This window comes from Anaerotruncus massiliensis (ex Togo et al. 2026) (assembly GCF_030825285.1).
Lineage (GTDB): Bacteria > Bacillota > Clostridia > Oscillospirales > Ruminococcaceae > Anaerotruncus > Anaerotruncus massiliensis.
The window spans coordinates 92355-109510 of record NZ_JAPJQF010000002.1 but is presented as its reverse complement, the minus strand read 5'-3'; the positions used below and the strand labels follow the sequence as shown (position 1 = coordinate 109510).

Below are 17156 nucleotides of genomic sequence, written 5' to 3'. Positions count from 1 at the left end.
CCACTTGTCAAGAGATTTATATGCACAAAATCATACTTGCACAATATATGATCGTATTGGTATAATCATGTTAGGTTGATTTAACAACGGAGGTGCGTTATGAAAGAATTGTATACCATTGGCGAAACCGCGGCCTTGATGGGCATTACAACGCGCACCCTGCGCTACTACAATTCCATGGGGCTGATCTCCCCCTCCTACACCGACCCGGACACCGGGTACCGCTACTACTCCTTCAAGCAGTTTCACTACATCGACCGCATCAAGTACCTGCAGAGCTTCGGCCTGTCGCTCGAGAGCATCAAGGAGGTCATCCTCTCGGGAAGCGTGGAAACGCTGCTCTCCCACCTCAACGAGCAGCGGGAAAAACAGCGGCGCGCCATCGAGGAATCGGAAAAAATCCTGCGGGACATCGAGTGGTATATCGAATACTTCACCTACGGGGCCTCCGGCAGACCGCCCGAGGAGTTTTACCGCGTCCATCTGGAGGAGCGGTATATCCTCAACACCCCCTGTTTCGCGGGGGAGCCCGTCGACGAAAAGGCGGTGCGGCTGGCCGCCCTGAAGAGCCGGAAGCAGGAGGAACGCCTCGCCTACCGCCGCCAATACGGCTTCCTGATGGATTTCGACGCCATGCTCGAGGGCCGCTTTCTGGAGGCTGGCTACTTCGTCTACCTCCGGGAGAAGCCCGCCGTCCTCTCCCCGGGCATCCGCAGCCTGCCCGCCGGGGAGTACCTCTGCTTTCGCTCGCGGATTTTCCTCGACGACATCGACACCCACCGCATCCGGGACTACATCCGGGAGCCGCCCCCGCACACGCTCGTCATCGCCAACGAGTATGAGGACAACCTTAAGGAGTACGAGCGGGCGGAGTACGAAATCCAGATCCTCCTCTGAAAAAACGGGAACCAAAGGTTCCGCGGCCCGCCGGACGGCCGGCCTGACAGGATTGTTGACGTTTGAGACAGCCCTGCCAGGCCGACCGTTTTGTGTTTCCCACACGCGGGTTGTATTGGCTTGTTTGATCAATAATTGGCTAAATCTACAGAATATTTTGTTCGATTCTCCAACAAAACGTGAATAGACCTTTACGTAGCGTCAAGGTCTACAATGAGGTCGTCAAGCGGGCAACTGTTAAAATCCCCTGTACCGTCGGGCCTGGTCGCGACAGGCCCCGGACGGCACGGAACCATTCACCGGACACCGGCGATACCAATTTTTGAGGTGAGTTATGATGAACCAAATGAAAGACGATACCGGGCTTCTTTACGCGGGAGACGAGCTGGACGGGGACGTCCTGCATGCGGACGCGCCCCCGATTTTCCTCGCCAGCGCCTACGCCATGGGCGACCTGCACGAGCTCGTCGAAACGGTGGACGCGGACGGCTACGTCTACAACCGGATCGCAAACCCCGACCGCAACGCGCTGGGCAAGGCGATCTCCTACCTGGAGAACGGGCAGAAGACCTTCGTCTGTTCCTCCGGCATGGCGGCGATCAACCTTGCCCTGCACACCTGCACCAAACAGGGGGATCACATCCTGGCCAACAGCTCGCTCTACGGCGAGACGATCGACCTGATGGACAACATCCTCCCCCGGTACGGGATTGAGACAAGCTATGCCGATTTTACCAACCCGGACGAAATCCGCAAGGCGATCCGGCCCAATACAAAGGTCCTCTACACCGAAGTGATCTCCAATCCGCTCACCACGCTGGTGGACCTGGACGAGGTCGCGGCTGTCGCGCACGGCGCGCGCGCCGTCCTGATGGTGGACAGCACCTTTACCACCCCGTTCGTCATCAAGCCGCTGGAGCACGGCGCGGACCTTGTCATGCACAGCCTCACCAAGTATTTCGGCGGCCACAGCGATCTGACGGCGGGCTCCATCACCTACAACGATCCCGAGATCGGCGCGGAGCTGCGCAACCAGTATATCTTGACCGGCTGCTGCGCGGACCCGGTGTCCTCGTGGCTCTGCCTGCGCAGCGTCCGCACGATGGGCCTGCGCGTCAGAAAGCAGATCGAAAACGCCGAACTGCTCTCCCGGGCGCTGCTTAAAAACCCGCACGTACGGCGCGTCAACCATCCGAGCCTCGACACCCACCCGCAGCGGGAGCTAGCCAAGCGGATGTTCCCCCACGGCTGCGGAGCGATGCTGAGTTTTTCGGTGGCGGACGACCGGGAGAAGATCAACGAATTCCTGCACCGTCTCCAGTTCGTCAAATACCTGACCACGCTGGGCGGCCTGCGCACCAGCATGTCCCATCCGGTTTCCTCCTCCCACTACGGCGTGCCCGAGGAAATCCGCCTCAAGATGGGAATCCATGAGGGGCTGCTGCGCGTCTCGGTGGGAACGGAGGACATTGACGACCTGATTTCCGAATTTAATTCCGCATTGGACGTATTCACCTGACAGATCAGATGAGGAGGAAAGATAATGGATTTCCTGGTTAACGGCATACAGGCGGTCGCCAATTTCCTGTGGGGGACCCCGATGACGATCGCCCTGCTGGGCATCGGTATCTACATGACGATCAAGTTCAAATTCAAATACCAGTTCTCCCTCAAGTTCATGTTCCAGAATTCCATCGGCAAGCTCTTCAAGAAGGGGGAAAAGGGCGAGGGGACCATCTCCAGCTTCGCGGCCGGATGCACGGCGCTCGCCAGCACGGTCGGGGTCGGAAACATCGCCGGCGTCGCGACGGCGGTCACGATGGGCGGCCCTGGCGCCATCGTCTGGATGTGGGTCGCCGGACTGGTGGGCATGTCCACCAAGGCGGCCGAGATCATCCTCGGGCAGCGATACCGCGTCCGGTATAAATCCTCCAACGAGTTCATGTGCGAGCGCGCGTTCGTCGTGCGCGACGCCATGGGCTGGAAGGTCGGCGGCTTCCTGGTCGGCCTGTGGTGCGTCATCTCCGGGCCCTGGTCCAACCTGACCCAGAGCGAGGCGTTCACCAACTCGATCCACGAGGCGTTCGGCATCGACAAGCGCTTCATCCTCGCCTTCCTCGGCATCACGGTGTTCATCACTGTCGCCGGCGGCCTCAAACGGATCTCCGCCGTTGCGGAAAAGGCCGTCCCTTTCATGGCGATCCTCTATATCGTCGCCTGCGTCGGCATCCTGGTCATTTTCCATGACCGGATTCCCGCGGCCTTCGGCTCGATCTTCTCCCACGCCTTTACCCCGATCGCCGGCGTCGGCGGCTTTGCGGGCGCCACCGTCCGCGACGCGGTCCGCTACGGCCTCGCACGCGGGATGTATTCCAACGACGCCGGCACCGGGCTCGGCATCGTCCTGCACGCCCCGGCCAGGACCGACCATCCGGTCCGCCAGAGCGCGTGGGCATGGGGCGAAATCTTCGTGGACACCATCGTCATCTGCACGATGACCGCGCTCACCCTGATCATCACCAACTCCTACATCGACTACGGCGACATCACCAGCGGCCAGCTCTCCACGATCTCCTTCCGCATGGCTTACGGCGAGTGGGGCGCCTACCTGATGGCGATCATCCTGGGCTTCTTCGTCTGGACGACGATCATCGCGCTCTTCTATTCCTGCGAAAAGTCGCTGAACTTCTGTCTGGGCAAGCGGCGGCTGACGCCCGTGCTCAAATACGCCCACATCTGCTACTACGTCCTGCCGCTGGTCTTCCTCTCCACGCTGGACGTCGCCGCGATCTGGGCCCTGCAGGACCTCATCAGCGCCGTCTTCATCCTACTGACGGTCACGCTGATCATCGGGAACCGCAAGGAGATCATGCGCCTCTTCCACGACTTCTTTGACAATTACCTGCCCGCGCTCAAGCGCGGCGAAAACCCCGAGCCGGTGATCTACGGCGAGGTGGTCGACGACGAGGCCTCCGCGAAGGCCTAAACGAACCAAAGGACGGGAGCGGCCGGGGAGCCCCGGGTTCCCCGCCGCTTCCGCCATTGAAAGGCAGGGGTCGCATGTTTGATCTGAAACTTGAAAACGGCATCATCGTCACGATGGAGCCCGGCTGCCGGCCGTTCGTCGGCTCCATCGGCGTGACGGATGGACGGTTTGCCGCGGTATGCGAGGGCGCGCTCCCCGGCGAGGCGCGGGAGCGCGTCGACGCGGCGGGCAAAATCATCTTCCCCGGCATGGTCAACGGCCACGTCCACGGCGACATGACCGTCCTGCGGGGGCTTGGGGACGGCCTCACACTGCTGGAGCAGAACGAAATTTACGAGCCGCGCCGCTATTTCCTGGAGGACCTCACGAAGGAGGACCTCTTCTGGTCGCGCCAGCTGACCTATATCGAGGCGATCATGTCCGGCACCACCTTCCTCCTCGAGCACGAGTACACCTCCCTCGGGAAGGACTCGATACGGGCGATGGCCGAAACGGGAATCCGGGGCGGCGTCTCCGACGACATCCAGGACCGTCTCGCCGCCGGCGGGGCAAAAGCCCTGCGGGAGGACTATGCGGCGTTCTTTTCGGAGTGCCGGGAACAGGGCATCCTGCCCGTCGTCAGCAGCCTTTCGGAGGAATTTTTCGACGAGGAGCAACTGCGCCTGATCGAGGAATTCGCGCGCGACAGCGGGGTGCTCATTACCCAGCATTTCGCCGAGACCGACTGGCGATCCCGCCACATCGCCGAGCATTTCCGCACAACCCCCGTGCGCTACCTCCAGGAGCGCGGGCTTCTCGATATCGCCCCCATCATCGGCTCCCATGCGGTGCAGGTGGACCGGGAGGAGGTTGGGATGCTCGGCAGGGCCGATTTCCGCGTCGTCAACACCCCGCTCTGCGAGATGAAGATCGCTGACGGGGTCGCGCCGATCCCCGATTACCTCGCCGCGGGCGTCCCGGTCGGGCTCGGCACCGACGGCGGGCTGTGGAACAACAGCAACGACCTCTTCCGCGAGATCAAGGGGATCCTGCTCCTGCACGCGATCACGGGCGGCGTCCGCGCGGTCAGCGCACGGCAGGCGCTCGAGATGGCCACCATCCAGGGGGCGCGGGTCTTTGGGCTGGAAAAGGAGCTCGGGAGCATTGCAGTCGGCAAGCGCGCCGATTTCATCACGATCGATACCGACGCGCCCCACCTCTGCCCGCTGCGCCTCGGCCACTACGACAACGTCCTCTCCACCCTCGCCTACAGCGTGACGGGGCAGGACGTGCGCGACAGCTATATCGGCGGGCGCGCGGTCATGCGCGACCGCAGCCTCTGCCGCGTGGACCGGAAACGGATCATGGAGGCCGCGCGGGAGGCCGGGGAACGGGTACTCGCGCGGTACGGCCCGCGGGAGCTCCTCCGGCCGGAGGACTGAACCGCGGGGCCGTCCACAAACCAGAGGATGTTTTGCTCGCGCAAACACATCCCAGCTTTAGGAGGAACACCATGGAATTCAATTGGAACACGCCGGTCAGGCTCACCTTTGGCCCCGGGAAAATCAGGGAGGCCGGAGAAGTTGTAAAGCAGTATGGGAAAAAGGCGATGATCGTCACGACCGGGCCCTTCTTCCGGGAAAACGGCCTGCTCGCGCGGCTGGAAAAAATCCTTTCGGACAGCGGCGTCGCGTCGGTGGCGTTCACCGATATCAGCCCCAACCCTCTCTCGGTCGATGTCGACCGGGCCGCGACGCTTGCCATGGACAGCGGCGTCGACGTCCTGATCGGCCTCGGCGGCGGCAGCGCGATCGACGCCGCCAAGGGGATCGCAATTGCGGCGGGGCACCTGGGAAAGATCTGGGACTTCGCCCCTACCCCGAGCGGCGGACGGCAGGCGATCACGGGCGCGACCTTACCGGTCGTTGCAGTTACCACCACGTCGGGCACCGGCAGCCACGTGACCCAGTATGTGGTCATCACCAACCCCGAAACAAAGGAAAAGCCCGGCTTCGGCTGCGACTACACCTGGGCCAGGCACGCGATTATCGACCCCGAGCTCATGCTCAGCCTGCCTCCGAGGATTACGGCGAGCACCGGCTTCGACGTCTTCTGCCACGCGCTTGAAGCCTACACCAGCCGCATGTCCACCCCCATCTCCGACCTCTACGCCGAGTGGGCGATCTCGATAGTCGGCAGATACCTGCGTGAGGCGGTCATACAGGGCGGCAGCCTCGAGGCCCGCTCGCAGATGGCGCTGGCGGACACGCTGGCGGGCATCGCCATCTCGATGGGCGGCGTGACCAACTGCCATGCCGTCGCCCATGCCGCTGGCGGCATCGACAACGTCGTGCACGGCGAATTCCTGGCGGCGCTCGCGCCGGTCGTCTACGAGTACGACATGCGCTCCAATCCGGACAAATACAAGGTGGTCGGGAAGCTGCTGAACCCCGCGGCTAAGACGGAGGGCCGCTCCGACGAGGAACTGCTGGCCGGCTCGATCGATGAGATCAGGGCGCTGCTCCGGGATATCGGGCTCGACAAGACGCTGCGCGAGGTCGGGGTGGGCCCGGACGTGCGCGCGATCGCCGAGGCGACGGTCGCCTATATGGGCGTGGGGCTGGATAACGACTATCAGACCCTGGACGCCGCCGACATCACCCGCCTGCTTGAAAAAGCCTACTGATTGCTGGAGGGATTCGGAATGGTTGATCTTGCGCACATCTCCAAAAAGGAACTCGGCAAGCTGTTCGACCACAGCGTGCTCCCCAAAAACGCCTGCGAACGGGAGATCCGGGAGGGCTGCCGCACCGCGCGCGCCTACAACTGCGCGGCGTTCTATTCCGCGACCAGCTACTGGACCCCTGTCGTCCGGGAGGAGCTGGCAGGGAGCGACCTTTTGATCGGAACGGGAATCGACTTTCCGTTCGGGGCCTCCCCCCTGCCCGTAAAGATCGCCCAGATGGAGGAGGCGCTCCGGGCGGGCTGCAACACCCTCGACCTGATCATCAACGTCGGGGCGGTCCGCGACGGCCGCTACGACGTGACGAAGGCGGAGCTGGACGCGTTCAAGCGCATCGCCGGGAAGGACGCGCTGACTAAGGTCATCCTGGAAGTGTGCTTCCTGACGGATGAGGAGATCACGCGGGTATGCGGGCTCATCGCCGAGGCGGGACTGGACTACGCGAAAACCTCCACCGGACAGTACGAGGGCCCCAGCATGGACCAGTTCCTTGTCATGAAAAAGGCGCTCACGGGCACCGGGGTCAGGCTGAAGGTGGCCGGCGTCAAATTCCCGCGTCCCCAGAACGCCTACGCCTTCATCAAGGCCGGGGCGGAACTCATCGGAACGCGGGCGTCCGGCCAGATCATCGACGCGTACGACCAGATGAAGGAAATCGGCCTCCTCTGACGGGCCGGGAAAGGAGAAGCTCTGTTTGGAACATTATATCGCGGCAATCGACGTGGGCACCACCGGCGCGAAAGCGATGATCATCGGGACGGACGGCTCGGTGGCGGGGCAGGGGTACCGGGAATACGGCGCCGCCTATCCCCGCCCCGGATGGGTGGAGCAGGATTCGGAGGAGATCGTCGAAAAGACCTTTGAGGCCTGCCGGCGCGCCGTGGAAGCGGCGGCCGTCGACCCCTCCCAGCTCGCCTGCGCCAGTTTTTCCTGCCAGCGGTCGACGTTCGGCTTCCTGGACGATGAAATGCGGATGATTGACCGCCGTCTCTACGGCTGGCAGGACCAGCGCGCGGCGGAGACGATCGACGAAACGGCCGGACGGATCGATCCCGGCGAACTCTACCGCATCAGCGGGATGCCCGTCTCGCCTCCCTTCGCCATCCATAAGCTCGTCTGGATTTTGAAAAACGACCCGGATACATACCGCCGCGCGAGGTGGATCGTACACCTCGGGGACTATGTGTCCTACCGGTTCGGCGCCGGGGAGCTGCGCGCCGAGCTGACGGCCGCCTGCACGCTGGGGCTGGTGGATTTCGCCGCGCGCGGCTGGTCCGACCGCATCCTGACGGCGACCGGTATCGACCGTGCAAAGCTGCCGCCCCTCGTGGAATCCGGCGCGCGAATCGGCTCGGTCTCAGCCGCGGCCGCCGCCCGCTCCGGGCTTCCGGAGGGACTGCCGCTGATCGCCGGTTCGGGCGACCAGCAGTGCGCCGCCATCGGCGCGGGCGTTGTGAGCGACGGCATGGCCTCCCTTACTCTTGGCACCTCCGGTTTTCTCGTGGCGGGCGCGCAGTCCCTCGACCTCAGCAAGACCGCCGGCCTGATGGCCCCGCTCTCCCCCGCCTTCGGCATCTGCGAGCTGGAGGCCAACCAGCTCGGGGCGGCGAGCGCCTATCGGTGGGCGCGCGACGTCCTCGCGGAGACGGAATGCGCCCGCGCGGAAGATACCGGCACGGACGCCTACCGGCTGATGGATATCCGCGCCGAACAAAGCCCGCCCGGTTCAAACGGGGTCGTCTTCCTTCCCCACCTGACCGGAAGCGGGTATCCCAACTGGGACCCCGACGCCAGAGGGGTCTTCGCGGGGCTGACCTTCTCGAGCACCAAAAACGACCTGCTCCGCGCCGTCATGGAGGGGATCACCCTCGAGGCGAAGGACATGTACGAGACAATGCGGGAATCCGGCGTCTCCATCCGTTCTCTCGCCATCACGGGGGGCGCCACGAAATCCCGCCTCTGGCGGCAGATCATCGCCGACATGTTCGCCACGGAAGTCAAGGTGCTTGCCGTCGCGGACGCGACGCTGGTCGGCGCGGCGATCATCGGCGCGGTGGGCGCGGGCCTCTTCGCCGACGTGCGGGAGGGTGCGCGCGAAATGGTGCACATCTCGCATACCGTGCCGCCGATCCCGGAAAACGCCGAGACCTACCGCCGACTCCACCGCGTCTACCGGGAGGTGTACGCCTCCCTGCGCGGCGGCGCTTTCCGGCAGCTCTCCTCCCTGTGACGGCGGGCGCTTCCGCCCGCCCCAAGCACCAAGTACCCGGCCGCATAACCACGCGGTAAAAATAAATATGAAGGAGCGATTTTATGAGCGCGGTTGAAAAACTGGACAACATTGAAGCCATCTGTTTTTTCCCGAAGGACTTTGACGGTTCCCGCCGATTCTTTGAGGACAAGTGGGGATTCCAGCCGAAGCGGATCCAGCCGACGGTGGAAAACCCCAACTTTATCGAGTATTCCTTCCGCGGCGCGACGATCGCAATCTGGGCGCGGGACGCCGTCGCCGAGATCATGGGCGAGCAGAACCTCATGGATGAGGCGCACAACTTCATGACCGCGATCAAGGTCCCGCGGGTGGAGGACGTGGACGAAATCTACGAGGATTTCACCTCCAAGGGAGTGGTCTGCATCAGCAAGCCCGAGACCTTCGGATTTGGTTCGCGCGCCGCCTACTTCCTCGACTATGAACGCAATATCTGGGAGATCTTCGCCTGGGTGGAGGGAGGGGACGGGCCCGCGCTCGTCAATCCATAAGGCAACCCATATCAAAAGAGGCCGCTGAACAGGTTCAGCGGCCTCTTTTTGGTATGTGCGCCTATTTCCGCAGGGAAAAATGTCCGCCGGGGCAGAGCGAAACGCAGAGCCCGCAGCCGGAGCACCGCTCCCGGACGACCCGGACGCGGTCTCCCTCCCGGACGACCGCGCCGTCGAGGCAGGCGGTGACGCAGGGACAGCCGCCCTCCCCGCAGCTTTGCCCGCAGGGGGAATCCAGCGAGGCATGCAGACGGCGGGTGAGGATCTCCTCAAAGGGGGAGAGGGAGTCCAGCGCGATCCCGCGCAGCTCCTCGACCGAGCCATACCGGTGCACCCGCATCCACGCCTCCAGATCCTCCACCGTCCGGGTGATCCGCCCATATCCTCCCAGCAGGACCGCCGAGCCCAGCTGGACCACCGAAGCTCCCAGCATGAGGAATTCCAGCGCGCTGAGCGCGTCCTCCACCCCGCCCATCGATGCGATCTGGCAGTCCGCCAGCTGGCTGAGCATGGCGGTCGCCGCCAGCGAAACCGGACGGATATGCGGGCCGGAATACCCGCCGATCGTGGGCGTCCGGGAGCGGCCGCGCTCGACGTCCACCCCGATGAGCCCGGAGAGGGTTTCGATCGCGCTGACAGCCTTCGCCCCGGCGCGCTCCACCGCCTGGACGAACTCCCGGGAGGACGCCGCGTGATGGGGCAGCCGCACCATCACGGGGACGGAGACCTTTTGGGTGACCTGCCGGATCATCTCGTAGATCTCATCCGGATGGATCGCGAGGTTCTCCATCTTGGTCCCGATGGGGGTGAAGCAGCAGAGCTCCAGCGCGTCCGCGCCGAAGCGATCCACCGCCGTGGCGGTGTAGGCCAGCTCGGAGGGGGTGCCGCCGCGGATGTTGCAGATCAGGAAGCTGTCCCCCTTCCGGACCTGCGAAAGCTCCCGCTCCAGCTGCTCGAAGGACAGCGTGCTGTAGAGCGTCGTATTAAGTAGCCGCCCCTCCTGCCGGTAGATGCGCGGCCGGAGAAGCTGGCTCTTTTCCAGTGTGATGGTTTCGGTGACGACGGCCGCCGCCCCCGCGTCGATCGCCTTTTGGATCGACGCGGCGTCCCGCGACCAGGGACCGGCCGCCACGATGACCGGGTTTTTCAGGGGCAGGCCCATAAAATCCACCGCTGTGCACATACCGCTTCCCCTCCCCTCACTCGAACTGCTCATAGATATTCTTCTTATTGCCGCAGGATTTGCGGATCTTCAGCTTGGATTTCAGCACGATCTCCTGCGTTTCGATGTCGTAAAGCTCGCTGTTCTCGATAAGGTCGATCAGCCGCCGGGCCGCCACCGTCCCCAGCCGCTCATACGGATGCTCCACCGTGGTGAGCGCCGGGCAGACGACCGTGGCCATCTCGGAGTCCGTGAAGCCGGCGACCGCCAGCTGGCGGGGAACCGCGAGCTTCTCCTCCTGCGCCGCCTTCATGATGCCGACCGCGATGCCGTCATCGGCGGCAAAAAACGCCTGCGGCAGGGCTTCCCCCTCCGCGAGCATCTCCTTTAAAACGATGTACCCGCCCCGGACGCTGTCCTCCGTCTCCAGAATGGGACAGCCGCCCGCGTCCAGGCCGCCCGCCGCGAGCGCCTGCAAAAAGCCCGCCGTGATCTGCGGCTTTTCCGGATAGTCCGCCTCGGTCTGCACCAGCGCGATACGGGTGTATTTCATGTCGATCAGGTGGGCGGTGAGCTTGGCGGCGGCGTCCTGGAAGTTGATGCTGCAGTTGTTCTCGCTCTCCGCGTCCGCGCACTTCCCGATCAGGACGACGGGAATCCCCGCCTGCCGGAGCGGCCCGAGCTCCGGCGGGGCTTCGTAGCCGCGCACCAGGATCACGCCGTCCGGCCGGGAGGCCGCGACCGCGCGGATGCTTCCGTTCTCCCCGCCCCGAAAGCCGCTCGTCTCGCAGATCGTCAGCTGGTAGCCGTTGGCCTGCAGGACCTGGCGGATGCCGGCAAGAATGCCGTAATACCGCGGCAGGACCGGGACGATCAGGACGACGGCGCCGGTTTTTTTCCTGGGCGGCTTGGCGGCCAGCTTGGGCGAATAGTTGCAGGACTCCAAAATCCCCAAAACGCGCTCCCTCGTCTCGGGCGCGACGGTCTCGGGATGGTTGATGACGCGGGAAATGGTGGCGATGGAAAGCCCCGCCTGCCGTGCGATCTCCCGGATATTCAAAAGCCTCACCTGCCGTTTCTGGACGCATCCTGTCTTTTTTTCCATCTTAGCACAGCAATCCCTTTTCATCAAGTATTCCGCGTGAAGTTTCCGAATAATCAGTGAAACATATCCCGGTAACATCGTTATGTTACATCAGTTCCAGCGCAAGCGACCCCATTCACTCGTTCAGCCGGCGGGTGGTAATTTTAAAAAATTTGCTCCGTTTCAAGCGTTTTACACAACAAATCCGGGTTTATTTCTGTCGATGTAACGATTGACAGCCTTTTGGCAATGTGGTATTTTGTAAATGTAACAAGTGCATTTGTTACATTCCATTTTCATCAGCGGGTCTGCGCGCGAATTCCCGCGGAGGGCACTGGAAAGCTGATTTCTGTGTGTGTCACGAGTTTCTCGTGAGTAAGGAGGAAACAGAATGTTTAAGAAAATTCCAAAAGGCTACGGGCTCAACGAATGTCCCCCCCTGCGGGAAGCGATCGCCCTTGGATTTACGCATCTGCCGGTGCTGCTGCTGAACACGGTCCCGATCCCGCTGCTGATCGGCGGCGGAATCGGCCTGCCGGCCTCGGAGATCACCATTTTGATCGCCGCCTGCCTGTTTGTCGCGGGCATCGCCAGCATCCTCCAATCGATCGGCGCGGGTCCCGTCGGCGCGCGGCTGCCGGTCTTTCTGGGCAACAGCTTCGTCTTCGTGGCGCCGGGCATCGCCATCGCCGCCCAGCACGGGCTCGACACCTTCACGGGCGCCTGCCTGGTCGGCAGCGTCGTCTGCCTGATCGTGTGGGGCGGACTCTACAAGCAAATTGCAAAGCTGGTAAAGCCCTACATCTCCGGCACGATCGTGGCGATCCTCGGCATCAGCCTGTGCGGCGTGGCGATCGGCTACTGCGCGGGCGGCACCGGGAGCGCCGACTACGGCTCCCTGAGCAACTACCTGCTGGCCGGCGGCACCATCCTGCTGACCCTCTTCCTCCAGCGGTTTACGAAGGGGCTCCTGCAAAAATGCGCCGCGCTCGTCTCGATGGTCGTCATGACGGCGGTCTACGGCTTTATGGGGAAGCTGGATTTTTCCGAAATGATCCAGTCCGCGTGGCTCCGGGTGCCGCAGCCGCTGCACTTCGGCATCCGCTTTGAGCTGGGCACCATCGTGACGGTGAGCTTCCTCTGCCTTGTGGCCCTGCTCGAGCTGCTCGGCGACCAGACCACCGCGGCCAACCTCGCCGAAAACCGGTTGCCCACCGGAAAGGAACAGCACGGCGGCATCCTCGCGCAGGGGATCAGCAGCGTGTTCGGCTCGCTCTTCAATCTCTGCCCGACCATTTCGATCAGCGCCAACCTCGGCCTCTGCGGCCTCACCGGCGTCACCAGCCGCTTTGTGATCGCGATCACCGGCGTGCTGGTCATGCTCTGCGGCATCTGCCCGAAAATCTGCGCCGTCTTCACCCTTGTCCCCAACGCGGTGCTCGGCGGCGTGGCGCTGATGACCTTCGGCGTCATCATCCTCTCGGGCATCAACATCCTCAAGAACTGCGAAATGGGCAACCGCGAAACCACAATCGTGGGAATTTCGCTGGCGGTCGGCATCGGGTTCAGCGCGGTGGCGGACAGCCTCGCGGCTTTCCCCTTCTGGGTCACCTCGATGCTCAGCGGCCTGCCGGGCACCGCCATCACCGCCATCCTGCTCAGCGTCCTGATCCCCGCCGAAAAGAAGGCGAAAGACACCGTATCAGAATAGGGGGCTCCTCATGAAAACCATCCTTTACCAAAACGCCGACTGGATTTTGACGATGGACGGCGACCGCCGCCGCTACCGCCACGGCGACCTGCTGATCAGCGGGAATGAGATCGTGGACATCGGCGAGCGCCTCGCCGAAAAGCACCGCGCGACCACCCCCGTCGACGAGGTGGTCGACGCCTCCGGGCGCGTCATCCTCCCGGGGTTCGTCAACGTCCACCACCACACCTGGCAGTCCCTCATCCGTAACATCAACGTTGCAAACGGGCTGGTGCTCGAGCCGTGGCTCCAGGTGATGTTTGAAATCTTCAAGGACCTGACTCCGGAGGTCGCCCGGGCGGGCGTCTACGCCGGGCTCGGCGACGCGCTCAAAACCGGCTGCACCACCTCCAACGACCTCTTCTATCCCCACCCGGTGGAGGGGCTGGTGGAGGCGACGATCCTGGCGGCGGAGGAGATCGGCATCCGGTTCCATCCCAACCGCGGCTTTGAATCGCTGGCAAGCAACATCGTCCCGCCCGAAATCATCAGCGCGCCGGAGGAGATCATCGCGGACACCGAGCGCCTCGTGAAGCGTTACCACGACCCGTCGCGGTTTTCCATGTGCCGGGTGGGCGTCGCGCCCAGCATGCCGCAGTACGGCACCCTCGAAAGCCTGCGCGCCGCGCTCGACCTCGCGGAAAAATACGACCTGCTCGTGCACGGGCACCTGGCGGAAAGCCGCTATGAGACCGAATTCACCCTCGAAAAATTCGGCTGCCGCCCCTTTGAATGGTTCCGGCGGCACGACCTGCTGGGCGAGCGCTTCTACTACGCGCACTGCGTCCACATCAACGAGGAGGAGGTGCGGCAGATGGCGAAGACGAACACCGGCATCGCGCACTGCCCCATCTCCAACATGTTCCTGAATTCCGGTGTGAGCCCCATCCCGGCCTACCTCAAGGCGGGCGTCAGCCGCATCGGCCTCGGCGTGGACGGCGCGGCCAGCAGCAACTCCTCCAACATGATGGAGGAGATCCGCAGCGCCTATCTCGTCAACCGGCTCACCTGGGGCCGGGACGCCGTCGGCCCGGAGGACATCCTCTACCTCGCCACGGCCGGCGGGGCCAAAACGCTTGGCCGCGACGACATCGGTTTCCTCGCGCCCCATATGGCGGCCGACCTGGTCGTTATGGACTGGAACCAGCTGCAATATGCCGGCGGCTGCAACGACCCCGCGGCCTGCATCGTCATCAGCGGCGACCCCCGCATGGTGAAGGACGTCGTGGTCAACGGGGAAACCGTCGTCAGGGACGGGAAGCTGACCCATATCGACGAGGCCGGGATGTGCGGGCTCGTCAACCGCGTCGGCAGGGAGCTGCTGACGAAGGCGTCCGTCCGGGAACCCCGGCTGAAGGCCGACCTGGTTTGACCTCCTCTCATTCACGATATCGCACCGCAAAGAAGCACACCCTCCGCACATTCCAAAGAATGTGCGGAGGGTGTGTCTCTCTATTCCGCGGGGTTCGCCCCGGCGCGCAAAAAAAGGACGCAGACGCGTCCTTTTTTATGGTCCTGTTTCACGCCCCTAATCCTCCGCGTAGGCGAGCAGGGTCTCCGCCGTGCGGGAGTCGATCGCGAGGACGTCGACCAGCCCCGCGCGCAGGCTGCCGACGAGCGGGGGCACCTTGTCGTCGCTGGCGATGCAGGCGCAGGAGTGGCGGGCGCTGCGCAGCGCCTCGAGTCCGATGCTGATCGTCCGCTCGTCGAGGGAGGGGTCCACGATCTCCCCCCGCTCGTTGATGAAGCGGCAACAGATGCAGCCCACCGAACCGCTCCGGTGAAGCTGCTGAAGCTCCTCTGTGGAAATGTATCCGGTGCGCCACAGGCAGTTCTCCTCGCTGAGTACGCCGATGTTCGGGAACGCCACGTCCACGCCGTTGACCTGGTTGATGATGTGGCTGATCTTGGAGTCGTGCAGCAGGAGGTCCACAATGATGGAGTTCTCCACCACCACCGGACAGGGCAGCGTGTTGAGCGATTTGACCCCCAGCTTTTGGGAAAAGTGCCGCACGATCTCATTGGCGAAGTTGTTGCTGTCGGCGTTGTCGAGATTCCCGGCGATCTGGAGGATGACCGAGGCGGGCATCGAAACCTCCTGCAGGTGTTCCGCCAGCTTCAGCAACGTATAGCCCCATGCGATCCCGATTTTGTCCCCGTCCCGCAGGAAGCCCTGGAAAAAGGGCGCGGCCTGCCGCACGGTATCGGCCAGCGCCCGTTTGTCGTCCGCGTAGGGCGATTCGGTCACCAGCACATGCTCGAGCCCGAACCGCGCCCGGATACGCTCCTCCAGCTCGTGCACGTCGCCGCAGGGCGGCGGGCTGATCTGGATATTCACGATCCCGTCCTCGCGCGCCTTGGCGAGCAGGCGGGACACCTTCGGGCGCGACAGCCCCATTTCGGCCGAAATCTCGGCCTGGTTCAGGTTGTCCAGATAGTAGAGCCGCGCGACGGTATAGAGCAGCTGCCCATCTCTGTTCATCGTCTTCCCCCCACGGTTGATTCCCATTATTTTGCTTCCTTCTCTTTCTCTAGAATAGAAAAAAATGATTGCTTTGTCAATAGATTTGGACTAAATTTCAAATTTAGTTTTTACTTTTCGAGAATAGTTTCAATTATTTTGTGTTTTATTCGTTTTTCCGGAAATAATCGTGTCCGGTTTTTTTGATCCTCGCCCATATCTGTAATTTCGCAAGCAACAAATTGAACAAATTTTCACTATTTAAGGATAAAACCAATAAATACGCATTCTTATTCTGGTTTTCTTGACAAAATTGATCTAAATTTCAATTATTTGCTTGAAAAACGCTCGGAAATGCCATATAGTAGGAACTGCAACAAGCAATCACCTGCAGAGTGAACGCAATTTCAAATTTCCACACAGGAGGTCAGCAGACCATGCAAAAGGAGCTCTTGTTCCACGGGCCCGCCTCAGAGGTCATCACGCCGTTCACAGCCGACGGGCGGATTGACTTTGCGCTGCTCGAAGAGGAGATCGAATACCTGATCACAAACGGCATCACCGGCGTATTTGTCAACGGCCTCGCGAGCGAGGCGCTCATGTTCCCCACCGAGCAGCGCGTGGAAGCGGTGCGCAGGGCCGTCAAGGCCGCGGACGGCCGGATTCCCGTGCTCGGCAACCTAATCTACAACAGCGTCGACATGGCCGTGGACTGCATGAAGCGGTATGAGGAATGCGGGTGCGGCGCGATCATCATTACGCCGCCCCTCGTCTACAAATACACCGAGGAGGGTCTCTACCGCTACTTCGCGGGGATCGCGGGCCAGACCAAGCTGCCCGTCTATCTCTACAACGCCCCCGAGACGGGCAACAAGCTCTCCCCCGAGCTCATCGGGAGGCTCTTTTCCGAGGTCCCCAACCTGTGGGGCTACAAGGACAGCACGCAGGACATCATCCACCAGCAGACGATGCTGCGCCTCATCGGCAGGGACCGCCACTTTGAACTGATGGCCGGCAGCGACGCGCAAATCCTCACGACGAGCCTGCTGGGCGGCGTGGGCGTCTTCTCCCTGCTAACCTGCATCTTCCCCAAGCTCATCGTCGGCATCTGCGGGGCGATCGACAGGGGCGACTGGGAGACCGCGAGGGCCATGCAGGAAAAGATCCTGCGCGTGCGCCAGGCGATGAAGATCGGGCCCTTTATGGCGGCCTACAAATTCGTCGGCGAACTTGTCGGCGCGCCGCTCGGCCGGATAAAAGCCCCGTTGAGCGAGGTAAGCGAGTCCGACAAACAAAAAATCGTAACCATCCTGAAGGAACAGGAGATGCTTTAA

At 62.6% G+C, this 17156-nt stretch carries 14 protein-coding genes; 11 read left to right on the top strand and 3 right to left on the bottom strand.

Features of this window, described 5'->3' with window-relative positions:
- The first annotated feature begins 99 nt into the window (after nucleotides 1–99).
- From RCI06_RS01590 to RCI06_RS01555, 8 genes are all read left to right on the top strand, one after another.
- On the top strand, nucleotides 100–897 hold the full coding sequence (locus RCI06_RS01590) for a helix-turn-helix domain-containing protein (protein WP_101552193.1): 798 nt from the start codon (nucleotides 100–102) through the stop codon (nucleotides 895–897).
- Between the two features lie 337 nt (nucleotides 898–1234).
- On the top strand, nucleotides 1235–2416 hold the full coding sequence (locus tag RCI06_RS01585) for a PLP-dependent aspartate aminotransferase family protein (protein ID WP_121586124.1): 1182 nt from the start codon (nucleotides 1235–1237) through the stop codon (nucleotides 2414–2416).
- Between the two features lie 24 nt (nucleotides 2417–2440).
- A complete protein-coding gene (locus RCI06_RS01580) occupies nucleotides 2441–3883 on the top strand; it encodes a sodium:alanine symporter family protein (RefSeq protein WP_121586059.1) in 1443 nt (480 codons plus the stop codon).
- 74 nt (nucleotides 3884–3957) lie between these two features.
- Nucleotides 3958–5304: an amidohydrolase family protein gene (locus RCI06_RS01575; protein WP_276870996.1), complete on the top strand. Its 1347-nt coding sequence runs from the start codon at nucleotides 3958–3960 to the stop codon at nucleotides 5302–5304.
- Between the two features lie 71 nt (nucleotides 5305–5375).
- Nucleotides 5376–6548, top strand: coding sequence for an iron-containing alcohol dehydrogenase (locus RCI06_RS01570; RefSeq protein WP_306573802.1), 1173 nt, complete (start codon nucleotides 5376–5378; stop codon nucleotides 6546–6548).
- An 18-nt stretch (nucleotides 6549–6566) separates the two neighbouring features.
- Nucleotides 6567–7274, top strand: a complete 708-nt coding sequence (deoC, locus tag RCI06_RS01565) for a deoxyribose-phosphate aldolase (protein WP_101552201.1) — start codon at nucleotides 6567–6569, stop codon at nucleotides 7272–7274.
- A 25-nt stretch (nucleotides 7275–7299) separates the two neighbouring features.
- On the top strand, nucleotides 7300–8835 hold the full coding sequence (locus RCI06_RS01560) for an FGGY-family carbohydrate kinase (protein WP_306573799.1): 1536 nt from the start codon (nucleotides 7300–7302) through the stop codon (nucleotides 8833–8835).
- A gap of 83 nt (nucleotides 8836–8918) precedes the next feature.
- On the top strand, nucleotides 8919–9365 hold the full coding sequence (locus tag RCI06_RS01555; protein ID WP_101552205.1) for a VOC family protein: 447 nt from the start codon (nucleotides 8919–8921) through the stop codon (nucleotides 9363–9365).
- Nucleotides 9366–9426: 61 nt separating this feature from the next.
- Here RCI06_RS01555 and RCI06_RS01550 read toward each other — a convergent pair whose 3' ends face one another.
- Together RCI06_RS01550 and RCI06_RS01545 are read right to left on the bottom strand one after the other, a co-directional pair.
- Nucleotides 9427–10548, bottom strand: a complete 1122-nt coding sequence (locus RCI06_RS01550) for a 4Fe-4S binding protein (RefSeq protein WP_306573797.1) — start codon at nucleotides 10546–10548, stop codon at nucleotides 9427–9429.
- Between the two features lie 16 nt (nucleotides 10549–10564).
- A complete protein-coding gene (locus RCI06_RS01545; protein ID WP_306573795.1) occupies nucleotides 10565–11632 on the bottom strand; it encodes a LacI family DNA-binding transcriptional regulator in 1068 nt (355 codons plus the stop codon).
- A 370-nt stretch (nucleotides 11633–12002) separates the two neighbouring features.
- Between RCI06_RS01545 and RCI06_RS01540 the strand changes: the two genes are divergently transcribed.
- Entirely contained in the window at nucleotides 12003–13322 is a 1320-nt protein-coding gene (locus RCI06_RS01540) for a uracil-xanthine permease family protein (RefSeq protein WP_101552211.1), read from the top strand.
- A gap of 10 nt (nucleotides 13323–13332) precedes the next feature.
- The gene (locus tag RCI06_RS01535; RefSeq protein ID WP_306573793.1) at nucleotides 13333–14733 is read left to right on the top strand and encodes an amidohydrolase family protein; all 1401 of its coding nucleotides are present in this window, start codon (nucleotides 13333–13335) and stop codon (nucleotides 14731–14733) included.
- A 156-nt stretch (nucleotides 14734–14889) separates the two neighbouring features.
- On the opposite strand, the gene RCI06_RS01530 is transcribed toward RCI06_RS01535, so the two are convergent.
- Nucleotides 14890–15843: a sugar-binding transcriptional regulator gene (locus RCI06_RS01530; protein ID WP_158595548.1), complete on the bottom strand. Its 954-nt coding sequence runs from the start codon at nucleotides 15841–15843 to the stop codon at nucleotides 14890–14892.
- Between the two features lie 416 nt (nucleotides 15844–16259).
- Between RCI06_RS01530 and RCI06_RS01525 the strand changes: the two genes are divergently transcribed.
- A complete protein-coding gene (locus RCI06_RS01525; protein ID WP_306573791.1) occupies nucleotides 16260–17156 on the top strand; it encodes a dihydrodipicolinate synthase family protein in 897 nt (298 codons plus the stop codon).

Bases quoted from the DNA above. Each gene is read 5' to 3' on its own strand.
- RCI06_RS01590 (WP_101552193.1), top strand. From the start codon at position 100: ATGAAAGAATTGTATACCATTGGCGAAACCGCGGCCTTGATGGGCATT.
- RCI06_RS01585 (WP_121586124.1), top strand. From the start codon at position 1,235: ATGAACCAAATGAAAGACGATACCGGGCTTCTTTACGCGGGAGACGAG.
- RCI06_RS01580 (WP_121586059.1), top strand. From the start codon at position 2,441: ATGGATTTCCTGGTTAACGGCATACAGGCGGTCGCCAATTTCCTGTGG.
- RCI06_RS01575 (WP_276870996.1), top strand. From the start codon at position 3,958: ATGTTTGATCTGAAACTTGAAAACGGCATCATCGTCACGATGGAGCCC.
- RCI06_RS01570 (WP_306573802.1), top strand. From the start codon at position 5,376: ATGGAATTCAATTGGAACACGCCGGTCAGGCTCACCTTTGGCCCCGGG.
- deoC (WP_101552201.1), top strand. From the start codon at position 6,567: ATGGTTGATCTTGCGCACATCTCCAAAAAGGAACTCGGCAAGCTGTTC.
- RCI06_RS01555 (WP_101552205.1), top strand. From the start codon at position 8,919: ATGAGCGCGGTTGAAAAACTGGACAACATTGAAGCCATCTGTTTTTTC.
- RCI06_RS01550 (WP_306573797.1), bottom strand. From the start codon at position 10,548: ATGTGCACAGCGGTGGATTTTATGGGCCTGCCCCTGAAAAACCCGGTC.
- RCI06_RS01545 (WP_306573795.1), bottom strand. From the start codon at position 11,632: ATGGAAAAAAAGACAGGATGCGTCCAGAAACGGCAGGTGAGGCTTTTG.
- RCI06_RS01540 (WP_101552211.1), top strand. From the start codon at position 12,003: ATGTTTAAGAAAATTCCAAAAGGCTACGGGCTCAACGAATGTCCCCCC.
- RCI06_RS01535 (WP_306573793.1), top strand. From the start codon at position 13,333: ATGAAAACCATCCTTTACCAAAACGCCGACTGGATTTTGACGATGGAC.
- RCI06_RS01530 (WP_158595548.1), bottom strand. From the start codon at position 15,843: ATGAACAGAGATGGGCAGCTGCTCTATACCGTCGCGCGGCTCTACTAT.
- RCI06_RS01525 (WP_306573791.1), top strand. From the start codon at position 16,260: ATGCAAAAGGAGCTCTTGTTCCACGGGCCCGCCTCAGAGGTCATCACG.